The sequence below is a fragment of the Streptomyces virginiae genome (assembly GCF_000720455.1).
GTDB classification, from domain to species: Bacteria; Actinomycetota; Actinomycetes; order Streptomycetales; family Streptomycetaceae; genus Streptomyces; species Streptomyces virginiae.
The window spans coordinates 1-21,160 of the sequence record NZ_JOAK01000006.1 but is presented as its reverse complement, the minus strand read 5'-3'; the positions used below and the strand labels follow the sequence as shown (position 1 = coordinate 21,160).

20 protein-coding genes are annotated in these 21,160 nt (G+C 73.8%); 15 read left to right on the top strand and 5 right to left on the bottom strand.

Annotated features, from left to right (window positions below):
- Nucleotides 1-60 precede the first annotated feature (60 nt).
- The 4 genes from IG86_RS0112115 to IG86_RS0112100 form a co-directional block, all read right to left on the bottom strand.
- A complete protein-coding gene (locus IG86_RS0112115) occupies nt 61-1,437 on the bottom strand; it encodes a carotenoid oxygenase family protein (protein ID WP_030828129.1) in 1,377 nt (458 codons plus the stop codon).
- Nucleotides 1,438-1,508: 71 nt separating this feature from the next.
- Nucleotides 1,509-1,886: an SRPBCC family protein gene (locus IG86_RS38620; RefSeq protein ID WP_078905877.1), complete on the bottom strand. Its 378-nt coding sequence runs from the start codon at nt 1,884-1,886 to the stop codon at nt 1,509-1,511.
- A gap of 128 nt (nt 1,887-2,014) precedes the next feature.
- Nucleotides 2,015-3,511: an MFS transporter gene (locus IG86_RS0112105; protein WP_030828122.1), complete on the bottom strand. Its 1,497-nt coding sequence runs from the start codon at nt 3,509-3,511 to the stop codon at nt 2,015-2,017.
- 83 nt (nt 3,512-3,594) lie between these two features.
- Nucleotides 3,595-4,161 carry a TetR/AcrR family transcriptional regulator gene (locus IG86_RS0112100; protein WP_030828119.1) on the bottom strand — a complete coding sequence of 189 codons (567 nt, stop codon included), beginning with the start codon at nt 4,159-4,161 and terminating at the stop codon, nt 3,595-3,597.
- A gap of 137 nt (nt 4,162-4,298) precedes the next feature.
- Between IG86_RS0112100 and IG86_RS0112095 the strand changes: the two genes are divergently transcribed.
- From IG86_RS0112095 to IG86_RS0112040, 12 genes are all read left to right on the top strand, one after another.
- On the top strand, nt 4,299-4,628 hold the full coding sequence (locus IG86_RS0112095) for a hypothetical protein (protein ID WP_234316324.1): 330 nt from the start codon (nt 4,299-4,301) through the stop codon (nt 4,626-4,628).
- Between the two features lie 68 nt (nt 4,629-4,696).
- Nucleotides 4,697-5,620 carry an alpha/beta fold hydrolase gene (locus IG86_RS39840; RefSeq protein ID WP_078848607.1) on the top strand — a complete coding sequence of 308 codons (924 nt, stop codon included), beginning with the start codon at nt 4,697-4,699 and terminating at the stop codon, nt 5,618-5,620.
- A gap of 501 nt (nt 5,621-6,121) precedes the next feature.
- Nucleotides 6,122-8,251, top strand: a complete 2,130-nt coding sequence (locus IG86_RS43915) for a DUF6777 domain-containing protein (RefSeq protein WP_051785108.1) — start codon at nt 6,122-6,124, stop codon at nt 8,249-8,251.
- 252 nt (nt 8,252-8,503) lie between these two features.
- Entirely contained in the window at nt 8,504-8,941 is a 438-nt protein-coding gene (locus IG86_RS0112080) for a hypothetical protein (RefSeq protein WP_030896701.1), read from the top strand.
- A 90-nt stretch (nt 8,942-9,031) separates the two neighbouring features.
- The gene (locus tag IG86_RS42940) at nt 9,032-9,517 is read left to right on the top strand and encodes an ATP-binding protein (RefSeq protein ID WP_051785106.1); all 486 of its coding nucleotides are present in this window, start codon (nt 9,032-9,034) and stop codon (nt 9,515-9,517) included.
- 269 nt (nt 9,518-9,786) lie between these two features.
- The gene (gene sigK, locus IG86_RS0112070; protein WP_030828105.1) at nt 9,787-10,389 is read left to right on the top strand and encodes an ECF RNA polymerase sigma factor SigK; all 603 of its coding nucleotides are present in this window, start codon (nt 9,787-9,789) and stop codon (nt 10,387-10,389) included.
- A complete protein-coding gene (locus IG86_RS0112065) occupies nt 10,386-11,138 on the top strand; it encodes an anti-sigma factor (protein ID WP_030828102.1) in 753 nt (250 codons plus the stop codon). The genes sigK and IG86_RS0112065 overlap by 4 nt, the downstream gene beginning before the upstream one ends.
- A gap of 137 nt (nt 11,139-11,275) precedes the next feature.
- Nucleotides 11,276-12,541 (top strand): NAD(P)/FAD-dependent oxidoreductase, encoded by a 1,266-nt coding sequence (locus IG86_RS0112060; RefSeq protein ID WP_030896696.1) that lies wholly within the window; start codon nt 11,276-11,278, stop codon nt 12,539-12,541.
- Nucleotides 12,538-13,287, top strand: a complete 750-nt coding sequence (locus IG86_RS0112055; protein WP_030828088.1) for a DUF1365 domain-containing protein — start codon at nt 12,538-12,540, stop codon at nt 13,285-13,287. Before IG86_RS0112060 ends, IG86_RS0112055 begins: the two co-directional genes overlap by 4 nt.
- Nucleotides 13,284-14,609: a class I SAM-dependent methyltransferase gene (locus IG86_RS0112050; RefSeq protein ID WP_030896693.1), complete on the top strand. Its 1,326-nt coding sequence runs from the start codon at nt 13,284-13,286 to the stop codon at nt 14,607-14,609. The genes IG86_RS0112055 and IG86_RS0112050 overlap by 4 nt, the downstream gene beginning before the upstream one ends.
- A complete protein-coding gene (locus IG86_RS0112045) occupies nt 14,606-15,427 on the top strand; it encodes a DUF1295 domain-containing protein (RefSeq protein ID WP_030896691.1) in 822 nt (273 codons plus the stop codon). Before IG86_RS0112050 ends, IG86_RS0112045 begins: the two co-directional genes overlap by 4 nt.
- Nucleotides 15,428-15,500: 73 nt before the next feature.
- A complete protein-coding gene (locus IG86_RS0112040; protein WP_045937463.1) occupies nt 15,501-16,190 on the top strand; it encodes an alpha/beta fold hydrolase in 690 nt (229 codons plus the stop codon).
- Here the strand turns inward: IG86_RS0112040 and IG86_RS0112035 are convergent, their stop codons facing one another.
- Entirely contained in the window at nt 16,191-18,317 is a 2,127-nt protein-coding gene (locus IG86_RS0112035; protein ID WP_030828073.1) for an MMPL family transporter, read from the bottom strand.
- 242 nt (nt 18,318-18,559) lie between these two features.
- Here IG86_RS0112035 and IG86_RS0112030 point away from each other — a divergent pair, with 242 nt between their 5' ends.
- From IG86_RS0112030 to IG86_RS0112020, 3 genes are all read left to right on the top strand, one after another.
- Nucleotides 18,560-19,174: a dihydrofolate reductase family protein gene (locus IG86_RS0112030; protein ID WP_030828070.1), complete on the top strand. Its 615-nt coding sequence runs from the start codon at nt 18,560-18,562 to the stop codon at nt 19,172-19,174.
- 3 nt (nt 19,175-19,177) lie between these two features.
- Nucleotides 19,178-20,461 (top strand): ClC family H(+)/Cl(-) exchange transporter, encoded by a 1,284-nt coding sequence (locus tag IG86_RS0112025; protein ID WP_199814512.1) that lies wholly within the window; start codon nt 19,178-19,180, stop codon nt 20,459-20,461.
- A 95-nt stretch (nt 20,462-20,556) separates the two neighbouring features.
- Nucleotides 20,557-21,066, top strand: coding sequence for an SRPBCC family protein (locus tag IG86_RS0112020; RefSeq protein WP_030896689.1), 510 nt, complete (start codon nt 20,557-20,559; stop codon nt 21,064-21,066).
- Nucleotides 21,067-21,160 lie beyond the last annotated feature (94 nt).

Here is a 21,160-nt window from a genome sequence, read left to right as displayed (position 1 = left end):
CGGCGCCCAGGTGAGACGCGGCTCACCCGGGCGCCGGTCGATCGCCGGTCACGCGCCTGATCAGGCGGCGGCGTCGGGGATCCAGGAGCCGTGGATCATGGCCGGGACCCGGCGCGGCAGGTGGATCGTGGCGACCGGCGGGACGGTCAGGTCGGAGGCGTCCAGGACGAGCAGCTGCGAGGCGTCGGCGTCGAGGTCGCTGACCACGGTCAGCAGGTACCCGGCATCCTCCTGCGAGGAGCCCGCGCCCTCGGCGGGTACGAAGACGGCCTCGCTGGGGAGCCGGCCGGCGCCGAACGGCAGCAGCTGCCGGGCCCCGGTGGTGCGGTCGTACTTCACGAGCGTGTGGGCCGCGATCCCCAGGTCGTCGGGGAAGGCGAGCGCGTACTGGTAGCGGTGTTCGATGCCGAGGAAGGCCTCGTTGATGGTCGGGAACTCCACGGTGAGGTCGTCGGTCACCTCCTCCTTGACGGCTCCGGCCGCCAGGTCGACCGTCCAGCGGGTGCTGCGCGAGCCGTGGTTGGGCTCGGCTCCGCGGTCCTCGGCGCCGACCCACCAGTTCCAGGACCGCTGCCAGCCGTCCCGGCCCACGCTCGGGCCCTCGACGACGATGCGCCCGTACGCGTCCTCGTAGGCGTTGGCGAAGTGCATGCCGTAGCCCTGCCGGATCTCGAACCAGCGGATCTCGCGGGCCCTGCCGCCCGCGCCGGCGGCCGTGCGCGGCATGACGCCGATGCGCGCGATCTGCTCGTCGTTCCAGCTGTAGGGGATGCCCGAGTGCTCGGCCGGGTCGAAGGTCACGGAGCCCTCCAGGAACACCACGTAGTGCTCGGTGAGGGCGAAGTCGTGCTTGAGCGCCGCGCTCGCGCCCGGTACCTCCTGGCTCTCCAGCACCTTCCCGTCGGCGGAGGCGACGTGGTGGATCAGGTACGGCGGGAAGGGGGAGGAGGCGAAGAAGTGCAGTTCGCCGCTGACCGGGTCCTCCTTGGGGTGGGCGGTCATCGCCGAGGTCAGCCTGCCCCCGAAGTCATAGGCTCCCACGGTCTCCAGATCCGCCGTCAGTTCGAAGGGCAGGGCCGCCTCGCTGAGGGCGAGGAGCCGTCCGGCGTGTTCGATGACGTGGGTGCCGGCCGTGCTGGCGGTGAGGTCGGGGCCCTTCTCGGTCATGTAGGGGGCGCCGTCGAGGGCGGGGGTGTGGACCCAGCGGTTGCGGTACCACTCGGCCTGCCCGTCACGCAGGCGGATGCCGTGGACCATGCCGCTGCCCTTGAACCAGTGGGTGGGGGTGACGCCGGGCTTCGGGTTGTGGCTGTTGCGGATCAGGCGGCCGGTCAGCTCGGGCGGGATGGTGCCCTCGACGGTGAGTCCGGTGGCGGTGATCTCGTCGGTGACGGGGGTGTAGTGGCCGGTCAGGTAGGGCTTCGGGGTGCTGGTCATGGCGTGGTCCTCGACTCTCGGGCGGCGCAACGAAACGATCGGGAAGCGGTGCGTGAAGGGGCGCGGTGCGGTCAGTGCCGTTCGGCGGAGGCGGAGGCGCCCGCCGCGGCCTCGGCCCGGGCCTTCAGGGCGGCGAGCCAGGCGTCCAGCGACTGCCGCAGCACCTGTTCCATCTCCGTGCGGCGGGCCTCGACGGGCGCACCGCCCCAGGACTCCTCGGTGCGGACCGTCACGGTGCCCGGCGCCGTCTCCTGGAACGTCCAGACGTGGATCCCGTCGATGCCGTGCGCCGGGCCGCCCCACACGATCCGCTCGCCGGGGACGACCTGGTGGACGGTGGAGGTGATGTCGAGGCCGTGGGTCAGCCAGCGGAACGCGGTGCCGGGGGCCAGCGGGCCGGCGTACTCCACCCGCTCCACGTCCGTGTTCCATTCGGCCCAGGCGGCGATGTCCGTGCAGGCCCCAGACGGTCGCGAGCGGGGCGTGCACGGTGGTCTCGACGCGGACGACGACCGGGGCTCCGGTGTCGACGGTGGTGGGGTGCGTGGTCATGGGAGGTACTCCTTCGACGGTGTGATCAGCGGGTTCGGGAGGACGGGCGGAGGGCGGCCGGCGCCGGGGGAGTGGCGGGGACCGTCTCCGGCACCGGCCGGGCCCTGCGGGCGAGCAGCGGGGTGAGGGCCGCCCCGACGCCCAGGACGGCGGCCGAGAGGAGGAAGGCGCCGCGGTAGCCCTCGGTCAGGGCCGCGGTGTGCGGCAGGCCGGGCGGTGCGGCGGCGGTACGGGCGGCGGCCAGGGTGCCCAGTACGGCGAGACCGACGGCGCCGCCGATCTGGCGGGTGGTGTTGACCAGGCCGCCGGCCAGTCCCGCGTCGGCGGGCTCCACCCCGCTGACGGCCGCTCCGGTGAGCTGGACGAAGGCCACGCCGAGGCCGGCTCCGACGAGGAGGACGGGGCCGAGGAGGTGGACGAGGAAGGTGCCGTCGGCCGGGATCCGGGCCAGCCACAGGAATCCGGCTGCCTGGACCGCCAGCCCGGCGAGGAGGGTGCGGTGCGGGCCGACGCGGCGGGACAGTACGGGCGCCAGGCCGGAGCCGATCATGTTCGCTGCGGCCAGCGGCAGTTGGGAAAGGCCCGCTTCCAAGGGGCCCGCGCCGAGGACCTGTTGCTGGTAGAGGGGCAGGAAGAAGAACAGGCCGACCCAGACCGCACCGAGCAGCGCCATGACGAGGTTGGCCGGGCCCACGGCGCCGCGGGTGAGGAGCCTCGACGGCAGGAGCGGGGCGGGGTGCCGCCGTTCGACCCGTACGAAGAGGGCCAGCAGGACGGCCGCCGCGCCGAAGGAGCCGAGGACGAGGGGGTCGGTCCAGCCGGAGCGGCCCGCGGCCGTGAGCCCGTACACGAGCGCGACCAGGCCGGAGGTGACGGTGAGGGATCCGGCCACGTCGAGCCGTGGGCGGGGCCCGGTGGCCTCCTTCGGGTCGGCGGGTACGAGCCGCACCGTGGCGGCCAGGACCGCCGCGGCGCCGATGCCGGAGGCGTGGAACACCCAGGGCCAGCCGGGGCCTTCGGTGAGGATCCCCCCGAGCAGGACCCCGGCCGCGCCGCCCGCGCCGGAGACGGCGCCCCAGACGCCGAGGGCCCTGGCGCGGGCGGGCCCGGGCGGATGGAGCCGCATGACCAGGGAGAGGGCGGCGGGCGCGATCGCGGCGGCGCCGACGCCCTGCGCCGTGCGGGCGGTGACGAGCATCCAGGGGGTGCTCGCCAGTCCGGCGGCGACGGCCGCCACGGCGAAGAGCGCGAGGCCGGCCGTCAGGACGCGGCGCCGCCCCAGGAGGTCGGCCGCCCGGCCGCCGAGCAGGAGCAGCGCGCCGAAGGCCAGGCCGTACGCGTTGACGACCCAGGACATGCCCGCGTCGGACAGTCCGATCCCGTCGCGCACGGCGGGAAGGGCGACGTTCACGATCGAGGTGCTGAGGGTGACCGCGAACTGGGCGGCGGCCAGCGCGGCGAGGGTTGCCGCGGCGGTCGCCGCGGAGGGGGCGGTCTGTCGGTCGGGCGGTGTGGCGTACATGCGCGATCTCCTGTGTGTGGTTGACCACTCACTTTTTTGTCCGAAAGGAGGGCGGACCGTGTGGGTCCGCCCGAAGTGGTCCGCTAGTAGTGCCGGATGCCGGCCGAGAGCGTCCGGGACCAGGGCGCGTCCACTTCGTGCGCGTCCAGTGACACCAGGAGGTGGCAGAGCATGCCGGTCGCGAAGAACTGCTGGACGTCGGCCTCCGCCGCGCCCGACGCGCCGCGCACGTACTCAACCATGCGGGCGTACCCGGCGCGCACGGCCTCGCGCACGGCGGTCTCGGACACGGCCGCCGCCTGGGCGTGGGTCAGGACGAGGAGCAGGTCCTTGTCGGCGATCAGGTGGGCGTACGTGTCGCCCATCGTGTGCAGAACCGCCTCGGGGTCGCTGCCCTGCGCCCGGGTGGCGCCTTCTTCGAGGCTGGCCCGGACCCGGGAGAAGCAGCGCTCGACGACGGCGGTGAAGAGCGCCTCCTTGTTCGGGAACAGCCGGTAGACGTAGGCCTGGGAGATCCCGGCGGCCTTGGCCACCTCGGTGGTCGTCGTACCGAAGTAGCCGCGGGCCGCGAAGGCCCCGATGGCCGTCCGCAGGACGGTCTCGCGGCGCTCTTCGGCCGAGGAGAGTTGGCGTCGTCGTTCCGTGTTCATGTGAGTAATAAACCACTCACACTTTGGGCTGTCAACGCCCCGTGCCGCATTCGGGGGCGGATACTCAGGGGGCCCGGCCGGCACCTGAGTATCTCCGCTCAAGCGGCGCCGCAGGCGCTCCGCATAGCCTGCCGTCCATGAGTTCCCTGAAGCAGGACGCCGATCCCGCGCACCAGGAAGACCCTCGGAGCCGCGGCACGGGATCGCTGGTGCTGGGCGTCCTCGCCGCCGCCGCGTTCGGCTGCCCGTTCCTGCCCGAAGCGCTCCCGCCCCTGGTCCGCTACTTCCCGCTCTACCTCGTCCTCCCCCTCGGCATCTGCGCCGTCGTCTGGGGCCTTCCCGACCTGTGGCGGGCGTGGGGCACCGAGGACTCCAGTCCGGTGCGCGCCCGTACCGGGGTCCTCCTCGGCGCATTGGCCGTCCTGGCGCCGCTCGTCTGGCTCTTCTTCTACTTCGGCGCCGGGTGACCGGAGCGACCGGCGACCGGCCCGCCGCCTCGTTGGCGGGGTGACGCGCGGCGGGGGAAGCTGAGGACATGCGATGGCGTGTCCCGGGTGCGGTGGTGGCCACCATGGCCGCCGTCCTGCTGGTGGCCGGCACACCGGCGCCGAGCGGTGGCGGGGACAGCGAGCAGCGGGTGGACATCGGCGGCGGGCGGAGCCTGTACCTGCGCTGCTCCGGCTCCGGGAGCCCGACCGTGGTGCTGCTCTCCGGACTGCACGAGGCGTCCGACCCGTGGTCACTGACCGACACCGCCCCGCCCGTGCCGAAGGCCCCGGCGGTGCTGCCGGGCGTCGCCGCGTTCACCCGCGTGTGCACGTACGACCGGCCCGGCACCATCCGCTACACGCAGCCGCCCACGCTCACCACCCGCAGCACGCCCGTGCGCGGCACCCGTACGCTGCCCGCCATGGTCCAGGACCTGGACCGGCTGCTGACCGCCGCCCGCGTACCCGGCCCGTACCTGCTGGTGGGGCACTCCTTCGGCGGGATGCTCGCCCTGCGGTACGCGCAGGAGCACCCGGAGCGCACGCGCGGACTGGTCCTCGTCGACGCGCTGGGGCCCGCGCTGAAGCCGGCGATGGGGGCGGACTGGACGGCGTACGTCGAGGCGCTCCGGCATCCCGGCACGCCGTTCGACGCCGACCCGGAATTCGAGCAGGTCGACATCGACGGCGGGGTCACCGCCATCGACCGCGGCGGCGCGCTCCCGCCCGTTCCCGTCGCGGTGCTCAGCAAGACCGAACCCTTCGCCGCACCGTCCACCATGTCCAAGGACCTGCTGGCGAAGCTCGAGGCTGCCTGGCCCAAGGCCCAGCAGGCACTGGTGGGCATGCGGCCGCAGACCCCCCACCTGCTGGCGACCGGCAGCGACCACTACGTGCAGCTCCACGACCCGGATCTCACGATCGCGGCGGTACGCCTGATCGTCGACCGGTCGGCGGCGGCCCGGCCGTAGTCGGCCCGGCCCTGTCAAGTCCCGAATGGTCGCGACATGACGCGGCCCGGGGGCAGCGGGCTTACTCAAGGGACGGGCTCACACCCAGTACGTGGCCCCATCGATGTCGCAGGTGATCAGACGGCCCCGCCGGGGTCGTCCCTTCGCCGACTTCTGCTTCGCGGCACCGGTTTCGAGGTTTCCCCTCCGGGATGTGGAGGCGTTGACGGCCAGAAGGAGCGAGCGCATGCGAGTCCGAGTCCGAGTCACCATCGTTGTCCCGGTGCCCCCTGTCAGGGGGCGAGTGTCGTGAGTTCCATGCCTTCTTCGTCCGAGCACCCCACGGGCCCCCCGCCCGGCCCGCTGTCGGGCCGGGGGTCGCAGCCTCAGCCCGCGCCCCCACCGGAGGCTCCACCGCCGGTGCCGCCTCCGCCGCCTCCGTCCCTCACGGGACCCTCCGCTTCCCCCGCCGACGGCGGGGAAGCGCGGCCCAAGCGGCGTTGGCGGTCGCGCAGGACCCTGGTGAGTGCGAGCACGGCGGCCGTCGTGGTCTCGGCGGCGGTCGTCAGCTTCACGGTGCTGGGCGGCAACAGCGCGGCCGGCGGCGAGGTCTTCCTGGAGGCAGCCGCGGCGGCCGGGCTCGATCCGTTCACGCCGTCGACGGCCACGGACTCCGAGGAGGCCGTGGCCGCGCCCCAGACCACCGGGACGGTACAGGGCGGTACGAGCGGCGCGCGCACCCTCGAAGTCGACGGCGGACACCCGGGCCTGTACGGGGGCACCCGGAACGTCGCCAGCTGTGACGTGGAGAAGCAGATCAAGTTCCTCACGAAGCACACGGACAAGGGCGGCGCCTTCGCCGCCACGCTGGGCGTCCGGCAGGCAGGGATCCCCTCCTACCTGCGCTCGCTCACGCCGGTCCGGCTGGGCTGGGACACCCGGGTCACCAACCACGGGTACCGGAACAACGCACCCACCGGCTACCAGGCGATCCTGCAGGCCGGTACGTCCGTACTGGTCGACGGCCGTGGTGTCCCGCGGGTCCGGTGCGCCTGTGGCAACCCTCTGACACCACCTGTCGCGGTCCAGGGCAAGGCCAGGCTCAGCGGTGCGGAATGGTCCTCGTTCCGGTCCGCCGAGCTGGTGGCGGTCAGGCCCGCCGCGAAGCCGGTGAAGGCCGTCACGGTCTTCGACGCGGGCAGCAAGGCCTGGTACGAGCGCCCGGGCGGCGCGGCGCGGGGCCGGACCGACCGCGAGGTCGAGCCGCCGCCGGGCCGGCCCGCCGGCTCGCCGTACCCGGCGCTGCCCCCGGCCCACCAGGGATCGGTCCGGACGAGCCCCGCGGACGCGGACACGAAGCCGGCGACGAACCCGGACGGCGCTCCCGACCCGGCTCCGGGGGTCGCCCCGGGCCGAAACCCCGACCCTGAGCGGGAGTCCGGCGACGAACGACACCACGGGGACACGCGCAAGGCGCCGAAGAAGGCTTCCCCGAAGCGGCCCGACAAGGCGCCGGACGACTTTCCGCACGAACGACGCCCGCACCATGACAGGGACTCCGTGAAGGAGCCGGGCACGCACCAGGGCAGGGAACCCGGCGGAGAGTCGGGCAAGGCTCCGGGTCGGGAGTCGGGGACGGGCCGCGGGAAGGACCCGGGGAAGGCGCCTGCGAAGGTGCCGGACAGGGACCGGGAGAAGGAGTCCGGTCAGGACACCGGCGAGCCGCCCGCCGAGGCTCCGGGTCGGGAGTCGGGGACGGGCCACGGGAAGGACCCGGGGAAGGCGCCTGCGAAGGTGCCGGACAGGGACCCGGTGAAGGAGTCCGGTCAGGACACCGGCAAGCCGCCCGCCAAGGACCCCGGCAAGCTGCCGGACGAGGCTCCGGCGAAGGAGCAGGGCACCGACCAGGGCAACGATCCGGCGAACGTTCCCGGCAAGGTGCCTGGACAGGAGTCAGGAACGGACCCTGGCAAGGCACCGGGCCAGGAGCCGGGCACCGGCCACGGGTCGGACAAGGCACCTGGGTCGGTGCCGCAGGAGCCTGGCGGGGTGCCGGAGAAGGGCACGGGCAAGGCGCCCGGTCAGGAGTCCGGCAAGGGCAACGGCCAGGTGCCGGGGCAGGGATCGGGCACGGGCCAGGGCAAGGCCCCTGAGAAGAATCCGGGACGGCAGGAGCCGGGCTCCGGCGACCAAGGGTCGGGCCAGGCACCCGGGTCGGCGCCGCAAGAGCCCGGAGGAGTGCCGGACAAGGGCTCGGGCAAGGTGCCGGGCAAGGGTTCCGGCCGGCAGCCGGGCAAGGGTTCCGGCCGGCAGCCGGGCAACGGATCCGGCGAGGGCACGGGCAAGGCCCCCGGTCAGGGTTCCGGCGAGGGTACGGGCAAGGCCCCCGGTCAGGGCGCCGGGAAGGCGCCCGGCCAGGAGACGGGTACCGGCAGCGGCAAGGTCCAGGGCGGGGGACAGGGACAGGGGTCGGGGCAGGCGCCCGGCAAGGCAACGGGCGGCCGGGACCAGGGCCGGGGGACCGGGCGGGATTCCGGCCATGAGCCCGGGAGGGACCGGGTCCAGGACGGCCCTGTCGAGGGGGGTGCGCAAGAGCAGCCGAGCCGATCCGACGGTTCGGGGAGCCGGGAGGAGGAGCCGCTGCTCAGGTAGCCCCCTGGATGCCTCGGCCGAGGCCGCCGTGACTCCCGGAACGGGTCCCGAACCCGGTGGCGAGCGCAACACGGTCCGAGCGGCGTCGACAGGGTTCACGGCACGCACTCCGAAGGGAGAGATATGGCGGTTTGAATGTCTTGGCAATCCTTCACTCCGTTCGTCACGAATCTGTGGTGACGCTCCAGATGGTGAAGGAGCCGACGAAGCCGAATGCTTGATGAACCTGATGAAAGGGAGGAGGTGAGCCCGATGACCGCTTCTCCGCACATGAAGCGCGTGGTCGTCGGTGTCGCATCCGCCGGGCTGCTGGCAGGCGGTTCGCTGCTGGGTCTGTCCGGTACGGCGAGCGCCGCCCCGGCGGCGACGAACTCCATGCCAACCGGCACCAGCACCAGCACCAGCACCAGCGACCGTGATCACGACCGTGACAACCGGCATGACCGCCGGGACCGCCGACACCACGATCGGTGCACCTGGATCGAGGGCCACTGGACCACCGGCAAGTGGGGCAAGGGCCACTGGGAGTACAAGTGGCACTCGGGCAGCTGGCACCACGGCTACCAGGACCACCACGGCAGGTGGCACGACGGCTGGTGGAGCAAGGGCCACTGGAAGCAGCACTGGGTGCCCGGCCACTCGGTGAACCACTGGGTGCCCGGGCACTGGAACTGCCACAACAAGTGGTAGCGCCGCCCCGGGCCCGGCGGGGGTCCCGAGGCCACGGCCCCGGACCCCCCGCCGATCCGCCCCCTGTCGGATCAGGCATCAGGAACCACCATGAACATCGCCACCGCCACCGCCACCGCCACCGCCACAGCCACCGCCACCACCGCCATCGCACCGGCACCGGCACCGGAAGCCGAACCCCCCACGCGCCCGTCAACGGTGCACCACCCCCTGCCACCAGGCCCGCAAGCCGCCCGAGAAGCCCGCCGCGTGGCGTCGTGGCTGCTCGCCGTCCACCCCGTGGGCCGCCCGCACGACACCACCGAGGACATCCTCGTCATCGTCTCCGAGCTGACGTCCAACGCCGTCCGGCACGCCCGACCGCCCTACGCGCTCACTCTCAGCGTGGAGTCGGGCCGGGCCGGGATCGCCCTCAGCGATGCCTCCCCCTCACTGCCCCGGCAGCACGACGGCCGTGGTCCGCTGGCCACGCGCGGGCGCGGCCTCGCGATCATCCGCGCCCTCGGCGCCGAACTCTTCGTCAGCCCCGCACCCCTCGGCAAGCAGGTCATCGCGGTGCTCACCTGGCCCGAGTAGCGACAGGCAGAGTCCGGCAGGGGCAGGCAGGCAAGGCCGACCGGCAATCCCACGGGCCCCGCCGACACGCTCATCTGCTCCATTTGCCAAAAGTCCGGCCATCCGTACGCACTTCCGCTACGAAGAACCCGTCGGACACACCTCACGGCCCGGCTCCACGTACCAAGAACGAGGACAAGGACAAGGACCACCATGCGATGGACACCCCGCCCCCGGCAGGCCGGCATCGGCTGCCCCTTCGTCTTGTCGCCGCAGCCGGAGCCCGCCCCGTGAACCAACCACTCCCGTTCGGTCCAGGCCGCACCGGCCGTGCGAGTCACGCCGGCCGCAGCGACCTCTCCGAGGTCATGGACGAGGTCGCCCACGGTGACAAGCAGGCCTTCTCCACCCTCTACGACGCACTCGCACCCATGGTCTTCGGGATCGTGGTCAGAGTCGTACGCGACCGGGCCCAGTCGGAGGAGGTCGCGCAGGAGGTCATGATCGACCTGTGGCGGCAGGCCGCCCGCTACCGGCCCGACCACGGCAGCGTCACCGCGTGGGCGGCGACCATCGCCCACCGGCGGGCCGTGGACCGGGTCCGCTCCGCCCAGGCGTCCGCCGACCGGGAACAGGCCCAGGCGGCGCGCGAGCACCAGACGGCGTTCGACGAGGTCTCCGAGCAGGTCGAGACCCGCCTGGAGAGCGAGCAGGTACGCCGCTGCATGCGCGGCCTGACCGAACTGCAGCGCCAGGCCGTGACCCTGGCCTACTACCGTGGCCTGACCTACCGTGAGGTCGCCGAAGCCCTTCGCACACCGCTGCCGACCATCAAGACACGCATGCGCGACGGGCTGATCCGGCTCCGCGACTGCATGGGGGTGACCACATGAAGCAACACCACTCCGACGTCCACACCCTCGCCGCCGCCTACGCCCTCAACGCCCTGGAACCCGCCGAGCGGAAGGCGTTCACCGAGCACCTGCCGCAGTGCCAGGCGTGCCGCGAGGAGGTCGCCGAGTTCGAGGCCACCGCCGCGCGCCTGGCGGACGCCACCGCGCAGTACCCGCCGGCCGCGATGAAGCACCACGTCATGGCCGCCGTCGACGGTGTGCGCCAACTGCCCCCGCGCGTCCCGGACACCGCGCCGACCGCGACCCTCGGCAGCGCGCTGCGACGCCGGGCCGTACCCCTCGCGCTGGCCGCCAGTGTGGTCGCGGCCGCGTCGTTCGCCGGTCTGGCCGCCTGGCAGAACCAGCAGAGCGAGCAGTACCAGCAGCGGGCCACCCAGGCCGAGCAGCGTCTCGACGACGTCAGCACCGTCCTGGCCGCGCCCGACGCCCGCACGGCCCACGGCCGGGCCAGCAACGGAGCGGCCACCACCGTCGTCGCCTCCGAGCGGCAGAACAGGGCCGTCTTCACCGCTTCCGGCCTGCCCGCACCCGCCCCCGGCAAGACCTACCAGCTCTGGCTCGACCACGACGGCACCATGCGCCCGGCCGGTTTCATCCGCCAGGACGGCACCGTCCTCATCGACGGGGACACCGCCGACGCCGGCGCCGTCGGACTCACCATCGAACCGGCCGGGGGTTCCCGCCGCCCCACCTCCGCCCCGCTGCTCCTGATGGCCCTGCCCACCTGACGGAACGCCGCCCCGCCCCGGCGCGTACCCCGCCGATCCGCCCACCCGGCGATCTCCACCAATCCGCCCGCCCCTCCGCTGCGAAGTACGGGTGCGCGACCGCACCCGGCGGCGCGGTGAGTGGCGGGAGTGCTGAGGTGGAACACCGGAAAGCAGCGGTGATCGGCGCCGGGGTCGCGGGCCTGACGGCCGCCCACGTCCTGGCGCGCTCGTACGAGGTCACCCTCTACGAGGCCGACGGCCGCCTCGGCGGCCACGCCCACACCCATGAGCTCACCGGCCCGGACGGGCGGCCCATGGGTGTGGACTCGGGGTTCATCGTGCACAACGAGCGCACCTATCCGACCCTGCTCCGGCTCTTCCGCGAGCTGGGGATATCCACCCAGGACGCCGAGATGAGCATGTCGGTCCGGTGCGACGGCTGCGGCCTGGAGTACGCGGGCGCCCGCGGCCCGGCCGGCCTGCTCACCGGCCGGGCGGCGCTGCGCGGCCGCTACCTGCGCCTGCTCGCGCAGGTACCCGTCTTCCACCGCAAGGCCCGCCGGCTGCTCGCCGACCCGCCCTCCCACCACGTCACCCTGGGCGACTTCCTCCGCGAAGGGCGCTTCTCCCCGTACTTCGTCAGCCATTTCGCCCTCCCGCTGGTCTCCGCGGTGTGGTCGTGCCCGGCACGCACGGCGCTGTCCTACCCTGCCGCCCACCTCTTCACCTTCCTCCACCACCACGGCCTCCTGTCGGTCACGGGCTCCCCGCAGTGGAAGACCGTCACCGGCGGGTCCGCCGCCTACGTCGAGGCCGTGGCCAAGGGCGTGCACCGCGTCCGCACCTCCAGTCCCGTCCAGGCCGTCCACCGGGCCGCACGCGGCTCCGGCGCCTGGATAACCACCGAGAACGGCGCCACCGACGGCTACGACGCCGTCGTGATCGCCACCCACCCCGACCAGGCCCTCCGCCTGCTCGCCGACCCCACCCCGGACGAACGCAGGCTCCTCGGAGCCTTCACGTACGCGCCCAACCCCACGGTCCTGCACACCGACACGAGCCTCCTGCCCCGCTCGCCCCGCGCCCGCGCCTGCTGGAACTACCACCTGCCGGCCTGCGACCCCTCCGCCGAGGCCGTCCGCGTCAGCTACGACATGCGGCGCCTGCAGAACCTGCCCGACGGCGCCGACTACGTGGTGACCCTCGGCGCCGACGACCGCGTCGACGCGGACCGGGTCGTGCGCCGGATGCTGTACGAACACCCCGTCTACACGCCCGCCTCGGTCGCCGCGCAGAAGGAACTGCCCCGCCTGAACACCGGCGTGACCGCGTACGCCGGAGCATGGCACGGCTGGGGCTTCCACGAGGACGGCTGCCGCTCCGGCGTGGCAGCCGCCCGCGCCCTGGGGGTGCGCTGGTGACCCGGGAAGCGGCGGCGCCCCCCGCCGCGCTGTACGAGTGCGTGGTCGTCCACACCCGTACCGCCCCCCTGCGTCACGACATCCGGCACCGCACCTACCTGTGGTGCGTGGACCTCGACCGGCTGCCGGTCCTGCCCCGCCCGCTGCGCCCGCTCGCCCGGTTCGACCCGCGTGACCACTTCGCGGGCCGGGCGCCCACGATCCGCGCCGGACTGGAGGAGTTCCTCGCCACCCGCGACATCGACATCACCGGCGGGCGCGTGGTGATGCTCGCCCACGCCCGCGTCTTCGGCTTCGTCTTCAACCCCCTCAGCGTCTACTGGTGCCACGACGCCTCCGGGTCCCTGGTGTGCGTCGTCGCGGAGGTCCACAACACGTACGGGCAGCGGCACTGTTACCTGCTGCACCCGGACGCGGGCGGCCGGGCGCGGGCGGAGAAGCGGTTCTACGTCTCGCCGTTCTTCCCGGTGGAAGGCCACTACCGGATGCGCCTGCCGCTCCCCGAGGAACGCCTCCACCTGACCGTGCACCTCGACACCGAGGCCGGCCGGCCGTTCACCGCCACCGTGCGGGGACGCGCCCGCCCCGCCACGGCCCGCGCCCTCCTGCGGGCCGCCGCCCGCCGGCCCTGGTCGACCGCCGCCGTACGGGCGGGGATCCAACTCCACGGCATCCGCCTGCTCCTGCGCGGCCTGCCCGTACAGCCCCGCCCCCGGCACACCCCGCAGAAGGGAATGGTCCCGTGACCCGCCCGGCCACCACGCCCGACCACCAGCCCAGGACGTCCGATCCGAACCCCGGGGCGCCCGGCCGCGCCGCCGCGATCCCCCGGCAGGCGGGCGCCGCGCGCTGGCCGGACGTCGCCCGGCTGCCGACCGCCCGGCCCGCCCGGACCGCCGTCGCCGCACACCTGGTCGGCCGGGCCCTGAACAGGCTCCCCCTGGACGTCAACGCCGGCCCCACCCGCGGCCCCGACACCACCCGCCGCCCGGACATCACCCTCCACGACCCGGACGCCTTCTTCCGGCGCATCGGATGCGACGGCCTGATCGGCTTCGGCGAGTCCTACATGGCCGGCGAGTGGGACAGCGACGACCTGACCGGCCTGCTGACCGTCCTCGCCACGCACGTCGACGACCTCGTCCCGGCCCCGCTGCGCGGACTGCGTCCGCTGTGGGTGTCCGCCCGCCCCGGCCGCGACCGCAACACCCGGCGCGGCGCGCGCGAGAACATCCACCGCCACTACGACCTGTCCAACGACCTGTTCGCGTCCTTCCTCGATCCGACCCTCACCTACTCCTCCGCCGTCTTCACGGCCTTCCCCGCCCGGGCCGAAGACCTCCCAGCCGCCCAACACCGCAAGATCGACCGCCTGCTGGACCTCGCGCACGTCACGGACGGCACCGAACTGCTGGAGATCGGGACCGGCTGGGGAGAGCTCGCGCTGCGCGCCGCCGCCCGCGGCGCCCGCGTCACCACCCTCACCCTCTCCGCCGAACAGGCCGGACTGGCCCGCGCCCGGATCCACGCCGCCGGCCTCACCGACCGCGTCGACGTCCAACTGCGCGACTACCGTGACGCCGAAGGCCGGTACGACGCCGTGGTCAGCGTCGAGATGATCGAGGCCGTCGGCGCCGAGTACTGGCCCTCCTACTTCGCGGCCCTGCGCGGCGCGCTCCGCCCCGGCGGCCGCGTCGCCCTCCAATCGATCACCATGGGACACCGGCAGATGCTCAACACCGCCGCCACCCACACCTGGATCAGCAAATACGTCTTCCCCGGCGGCCTGATCCCCTCCCGCCGCGCCATCACCGAGCACGCGGCGGCGGCCGGCCTGCGCACCGTGTCCGACGAGGGATTCGCCGAGCACTACGCGCAGACCCTGCGCCTGTGGCGGGAACGGTTCACCGAGAGCCGGCAGACCGTCACCGACCTCGGCTTCGACACCGTCTTCCAGCGGCTGTGGGAGTTCTACCTGGCGTACTCGGAAGCCGGATTCCGCTCCCGGTACCTGGACGTCCGCCAGATCGTCCTCGCCGAGAAGCCGCCCACGGCGGAGCGGTCGTGACCGGCACCGCCTGGGGCGCCCTCGGCACCAGCCTCGCGGCCGGCGCGGCCGTCGCGACGGCCGTACTGCTCGCCGCGTTCGCCGTCGGCACCCGCCTTCGCCTGCACCGCGTCGTCGACATCGCCTGGGGCATCGCCTTCAGCGCCGTGGCCACCGCCACCTACCTGCTGTCCGCCGGACACGGAGACCCCGAGAGACGGCTGCTGGTCGCCGCGGCGACCGTGGTGTGGGGACTGAGGCTGTCCGCGCACATCGCATGGCGCTCCCGCGGCCACGGGGAGGACCCGCGCTACACCGCACTGCTCGACAAGGCACGCGGAAACCGGACCTGGTACGCGCTGCGCACCGTCTACCTCCTCCAGGCCGCGCTGGTCTGGCTGATCTCCCTGCCCGTCCAGGTGGCCTCGTACGCGGCCGTCCCCGTGGGAGCCCTCGGCGTGCTCGGGCTGATCGTATGGGCGGCGGGACTCGGCTTCGAGGCCGTGGGCGACCACCAGCTGGCACGGTTCAAGGAGGACCCGGCCAACCGGGGCCGCATCATGGACCGCGGCCTGTGGGGCTGGACCCGCCATCCCAACTACTTCGGCGACAGCCTCCTGTGGTGGGGCCTGTACCTGCTCGCCTGCACCAGCCTCCCGGCGGCGCTGGTGAGCCTGGTCTCCCCGGTCGTCATGACGGCGCTGCTGACCGTCGGCAGCGGCAAACGCCTGCTGGAGAAGCACATGGCGGACCGCCCCGGCTACGCCGAGTACGCCGCCCGCACGAGCGGGTTCCTGCCCCTGCCACCCCGCCGTCACCCCGCGGAGCGCAGGAGGTGAGGCGGTGAACCCGTCACATGAGCCCACCGGCGGACGCGGCGGGGAGCCGGCCCGCGAGCCGTCCGGGCCGGCCCTGATCCCCGCCCGGGGCCACCGGCTGTCGCGGCGGACGGACGCCGCGGTCCTGCTGCTGCACGGCGGCCGGGCGGACGCGCCGGAACCACCGCCCCGGCTGAACCTGCCCGCCCTGCGCATGCGGCCGTTCGCGTCCGCCGTCACGCGCGCCACCGCCCACGCCGACGTGCTCGTCGCCCATGTCCGCTACCGCCACCGCGGCTGGAACGGCCACCACGCGCATCCGGTCGCCGACGCCCTCCGGGCCCTCGACGAACTCCGCGCCGTCGCCGGCCCGGTCCCCGTCGTCCTCGTCGGCCACTCCATGGGCGGCCGAGCCGCCCTGCGCGCCGCCGCGGACCCGCAGGTGGAAGGAGTCGTCGCACTCGCCCCCTGGTGCCCGCCGGCCGAACCCGCCGCCCACCTGCGCGGTCGCGCGGTCGTCGCCCTCCACGACGAGCACGACCGCGTCACCCGGGCGGCGGACACCTGGGCGTACCTCACGCGCGCCCGGGAGGCTCGAGCACGGGTCCACGGCGTCCGGATGCCCCGCGGCGGCCACGCCATGATCGCCGACGCCGGTCTGTGGCACCGGATCACCGCCGGAGCCACCGCGGCGCTCCTCGGGCTCACCCCGTTCCCGGCAGACCTCGCCGGCCTGGCCGGCCCCGCCGGGGACCCGACCGCAACGCCGTGGCCGGCCCGGTGATCACCGGGCCCGCGCCGCCGGTTCGGTGCGCGGGCCGGTTCCCCGGCCCGGCCGGGACAGCGCGCTGGGCCACCAGGCGCGCGGGCCGATGTCGATGATGAGGGCCGGCACCAGCAGGGAACGCACGACGAGGGTGTCCAGCAGGACTCCGAACGCGACGATGAAGGCGATCTGGACGAGGAAGGCCAGCGGGATCACCATCAGCGCGGCGAAGGTCGCGGCGAGGACGACGCCGGCGGAGGTGATGACCCCGCCCGTGGTGACGAGCCCGCGCAACACGCCCTCGCGGGTGCCCGACCGGACGGTCTCCTCGCGCACGCGGGACATCAGGAAGATGTTGTAGTCGACGCCGAGGGCGACCAGGAACACGAAACCGTAGAGCGGCACGGAGGCATCCGTGCCGCTGAAGCCCAGCAGGTGCCCGAAGACGAGCGCGGACACGCCGAGCGTCGCGAGGAAGTTCAGCGCGACCGTCGCCACCAGCAGGACGGGCACGAGCACCGACCGCAGGAGCGCGACCAGGATCAGCAGGATGATGCCGAGGACGATCGGGACGATCACGGTGCGGTCGCGTGCCGAGGTCTGCTGGGTGTCGAACTGCTGGGCCGTGTAACCCCCGACGAGCGCGTCGGCCCCCGGCACCGCGTGCACGCGCTCGCGCAGCCGCTGCACCGTCCGCTTCGCGGCGTCGCCGTCGGCCGAGGCCTCCAGCGTGGCGTCCAGCCGCACCCGGCCGTCCACCACGAGCGGAGCGCCCGGGCCGCCCGGCCGGCCGCCGCCCGCGGTGACGGGTACGACAGCCGCGACCCCGTCCGTGCCCTCGGCGGCCGCCCGTACCTCGGCCGCCCGGTCGGCGTCCGCGATGACGACGGCAGGATTGCCCGAGCCGCCGGGGAAGTGCCGGGCGAGGGTCTGCTGCGCGCCCACCGAAGGGGCGTCATTGACGAAGATCTCGTCCAGCGGCACCCCCTTGGACGAGAGCGCGGGCGAGAAGCCGGCCAGCACCACGAGCAGGACGGAAGCGGAGATCCACACGCGCCGCGGCGACCGGTCGATCAACCCGGCGATACGGCGCCACACGCCGTGGCCCTCGCCCGCGGCGTCGGCCGGCCCGGGCACGGCGGGCCAGTACGCGGTCCGGCCCAGCAGGACCAGAACCGCCGGCAGGAAGGTCAGCGAGCTCAGCACCGCGCAGACGATCCCGATCGCACCGACCGGCCCGAGCGCCCGATTGTTCGTCAGGTCGCTCGCCAGCAGGGCCAGCAGCCCCAGCGCCACGGTCGCCGCGCTCGCGGTGACCGCTCCCGCCGACCGGCGCACGGCGGCCAGCGCCGCGTCCGCCCGGTCGCCCCGTACGGCGAGTTCCTCGCGGAAGCGCGCCGCGACGAGCAGGGCGTAGTCGGTCGAGGCCCCGATCACGAGGATCGACAGGATCCCCTGGACCTGGCCGTCCACGCGGACGGCGCCCCGGTCGGCCAGCGCGTACACCACCGCGCAGGCCAGCCCCAGGGCGAACACCGCACTGATGATGATCACCAGCGGCAGCAGCACGCTGCGGTAGACCAGCAGCAGGATCAACAGCACCGCTCCGAGGGCCACGCCCACCAGCAGCCCGTCGATACCCGCGAACGCGTCCGACAGGTCCGCCTGGGTGGCCGCCGGGCCGGCGATCCCCACCGAGGTTCCCGGCACCCGCTGCGCCGCCTGCCGCACCTCGTCCAGGACCGCCGGAAGTTCCTCGCCCAGGTCGGGCGCGAGCGGGACGACAGCCTGGACGGCCAGCCCGTCGGCGGAGACGACCGCCGGCGAGGGCGGCCCGGTGACCCCGGGCCGACCCGCGAGGCCCCCGACGGCCCGCGCCGCGGCCTGCTGCTGCCCGGCCGTCACCCGGGCCCCGTCCGCAGTCCACACCACGATCGCGGGAACGGACTGCGCCCCCTCGAACGCCTTGCGGGCTTCGAGGACCTTCGTCGACTCGGCGCTGCGCGGCAGGAACGCCGCCTGGTCGTTCGTCGCGACCTCGCGCAGCTTCCCCGCGTACGGTCCGAGCGTCCCGCCGATGCCGAGCCATACCAGCAGGAGGGCGAGCGGAACGATCCAGCGGGCCCAGCGCGGTGCGTTTCTCAATGCGAATCCTCGGGTCTGGACAGGTGTGTCGGCCGGTGAAGACCGTCCCAGGCAACGACCCTCATCTCCCCTTCCGCGCGAGCACCCGATCGGGTTGCACTTCCTGCGCACACCATGCCGGGAAAGTGCCGGGGGTGACGCAGCCGCCGTGCGGGTGAATGGCCCGGGTACCGGCCACCGGGTGCCCTTGGATGGGTCCGTACGCGAACGGACGGACCGACCACCAGCTCCCGGAGACCGGTATGAGGAAGATCAAGGCGCAGCTGTTCATCTCGCTCGACGGCGTCGTCGAGGCACCCGACCAGTGGCACTTCCCCTACTTCAACGAGGAGATGGGCGCCGCAGTCGACGCCACCCTCGGCCGGGCCGACACCCTGCTCCTCGGGCGCAGGACCTACGACAGTTTCGCGGGCGCCTGGCCCGAGCGGGAAGCGGCGGGCGGGGAGGACGCGCCCTTCGCCAAGGTACTGGGCGACGCCCGCAAGATCGTGGTGTCGCACAGCCCGCTCGACTTCACCTGGCGCAACTCCGAACAGCTCGCGGGCGACCTCACCGAAGGGGTCGCCGCACTCAAGGAGGAGCCGGGCGCCGGGGCACCCGTCTGGATCAGCGGCTCGGTCTCCGTCGTGCGCCGGCTGATCGCCGCCGGGCTCCTGGACGAACTGAACCTCCTGCTGCACCCGATCGCCGTGCGCACCGGCATGCGCCTGTTCGAACAGGACGCGCCCCCGGTCCCGCTGGAGCTGGTGTCCGCCGAGACGTTCCGCACCGGTGTCCTGAACCTCTCCTACGCCCTGGCCGCCGCACCCGGCGAGGCGACGTACGACGACGCCAAGACCCACCTGCCCCAGCACTAGGTGGTGACTGTCGCGGACCGGGGGAGAGGCGGCCGCGCCTTCGTCGTCGCGGCGCTCGCGGGATGTCTGGTCGGGCTGGTCGGCGGCGGCTTCCGCTGGTGCCTGGACCACGCCGACCTGCTGCGCACGGCACTGCTCGAAGCGACCGCCGGACAGAGCGGTGCGGGCCGCCTGGTTCCCGTCGCCCTCACCGCGGCGGGCGCGGCCGTGGCCTGCGCGATCGCCCGGCGGGTCCCGCACGCCCCGGGCAGCGGCATCCAGCACGTGGAAGCGGTGTGGCGGCAGGAGTCCGAGGCAGGTCCGGCCCGGCTGCTGCCCGTGAAGTTCCTCGGCGGACTCGTCGCGATCGGTTCGGGCCTGGTGCTGGGCAGGGAGGGGCCGATCGTCCACATGGGCGCCGCGATCGGCTCCGGGGCGGGCCGGCGCGGCCGGCTGGACGCCGAGGACGCCCGTATGCTGCACACCGCGCTCGGCGGGGCCGGCCTGGCGGTGGCCTTCACCGCCCCGCTGGGCGGGCTGTTGTTCGTCTGCGAGGAGATCACCGGCACGGTGCGGCCCCGCCTGGTGCTGCTGACGCTCGTCGGCACCGTCACCGCCGTGGCCGTCTCCCGGCCCATCGTGGGAGACGCGCTCGTCCTGCCCATGGCGGCCGTCCCCGCGCCACCGCTGTGGATGCTGCCGGTCTTCCTGCTGTGCGGTGTGACCGCCGGCGCGCTGGGCGCCGCGTACAGCGCGCTGGTCGTGGGGACCCTGGAGGCGTGCGACCGGCTGACCCGGGTACCGCTCGTCGCCCGGGCGGCCGCCATCGGGGCCCTGGTCGGCGCGCTGATGGCCTTCGACCCGCTCCTCACCGGCGGCGGCGACCAGCTGAGCGAGCGCCTGCTGGCGGGCGGAGGCCTGACGGCGGCCGCCCTGACGGTCTGTCTCGCCGTACGGTTCGCGGCCGGACCGCTCAGCTACGCGGCCGCGACGCCCGGCGGGCTGTTCGCCCCGCTGCTGGCCCTCGGCGCCCTCTGGGGGACGCTCACCCATGCACTCGTCTCCCCGCTGCTCCCGGCCGGTGCGGCGGGGCCGGCCGCGTTCGCGGCGGTGGGGATGGCCGCCGTGTTCACCGGCGTGGTGCGGGCACCGCTCACCGGCACCGTCCTGGTGGCCGAGATGACGGGTGCCGGCGTGCTCCTGCTGCCCTTGCTGACCGCCTGCTTCGCCGCCGCCGTGACCGCGGACCGGCTGGGGAGCGAACCCGTCTACGACACCCTGCGGCGCCGGATGCGGCAACGGACCTGACGGGGGCCGCCGGACGCGAGCGGGGACGCGAGGCGGGGGCGCCGGTTCCGGACGGGGCGGTGACCGCTACCGTCGTGCTCCGAGGAGGGAGCCACATGCCCCGTACGTTCAGCGTCCACGACTCCATCATCGTCGAGGCCGACCCGTCGACGGTCTACCAGCACGTCTCCGACCCGGCCCTCATGGGACGTTGGAGTCCGGAGAACCTGGGCGCGACCCCGGCCGAGGGCCCCGGCACCGCGACCCGCGTCGGGATGGTCTTCGACGGCCACAACAAGCGCGGCCCGTTCCGCTGGACGACCCGCTGCACGGTGACGGCCGCCGACCCGGACGAGGTGTTCCGCTTCAGGGTCCACGCCATAGGCCTGCGCCGCCCGTGGGTGCGCGGCCCGATCGCCACCTGGGAGTACCGTTTCGCCGCCGTACCCGGGGGCACCGAGGTGACGGAGACGTGGACCGACGACCGGCGCGGCTGGCCCGACCCGGTGGCCAACACGTTCGACAGGATCGCGACGAGCGGACACACCTTCGCCGAGTTCCAGCGCAAGAACATCCGGGCGACCCTGCGCAAGCTGAAGTCGGAGCTGGAGGCCCACCCCGCCTAAAGGGTGTTGCAGAAGGCTCAGTCTTGGGCATTTTGCCTGTATGGGTGGGGTGTTGCGGGCTGAGCCGGTGTGGGTGGAGACGTTCACGGGCTTG

What these genes read in the sequence shown, in the direction of transcription:
- IG86_RS0112115 (WP_030828129.1), bottom strand. Translation starts at nt 1,437, where the DNA reads ATGACCAGCACCCCGAAGCCCTACCTGACCGGCCACTACACCCCCGTC.
- IG86_RS0112105 (WP_030828122.1), bottom strand. Translation starts at nt 3,511, where the DNA reads ATGTACGCCACACCGCCCGACCGACAGACCGCCCCCTCCGCGGCGACC.
- IG86_RS0112100 (WP_030828119.1), bottom strand. Translation starts at nt 4,161, where the DNA reads ATGAACACGGAACGACGACGCCAACTCTCCTCGGCCGAAGAGCGCCGC.
- IG86_RS0112095 (WP_234316324.1), top strand. Translation starts at nt 4,299, where the DNA reads ATGAGTTCCCTGAAGCAGGACGCCGATCCCGCGCACCAGGAAGACCCT.
- IG86_RS39840 (WP_078848607.1), top strand. Translation starts at nt 4,697, where the DNA reads ATGCGATGGCGTGTCCCGGGTGCGGTGGTGGCCACCATGGCCGCCGTC.
- IG86_RS0112080 (WP_030896701.1), top strand. Translation starts at nt 8,504, where the DNA reads ATGACCGCTTCTCCGCACATGAAGCGCGTGGTCGTCGGTGTCGCATCC.
- IG86_RS42940 (WP_051785106.1), top strand. Translation starts at nt 9,032, where the DNA reads ATGAACATCGCCACCGCCACCGCCACCGCCACCGCCACAGCCACCGCC.
- IG86_RS0112065 (WP_030828102.1), top strand. Translation starts at nt 10,386, where the DNA reads ATGAAGCAACACCACTCCGACGTCCACACCCTCGCCGCCGCCTACGCC.
- IG86_RS0112030 (WP_030828070.1), top strand. Translation starts at nt 18,560, where the DNA reads ATGAGGAAGATCAAGGCGCAGCTGTTCATCTCGCTCGACGGCGTCGTC.
- IG86_RS0112020 (WP_030896689.1), top strand. Translation starts at nt 20,557, where the DNA reads ATGCCCCGTACGTTCAGCGTCCACGACTCCATCATCGTCGAGGCCGAC.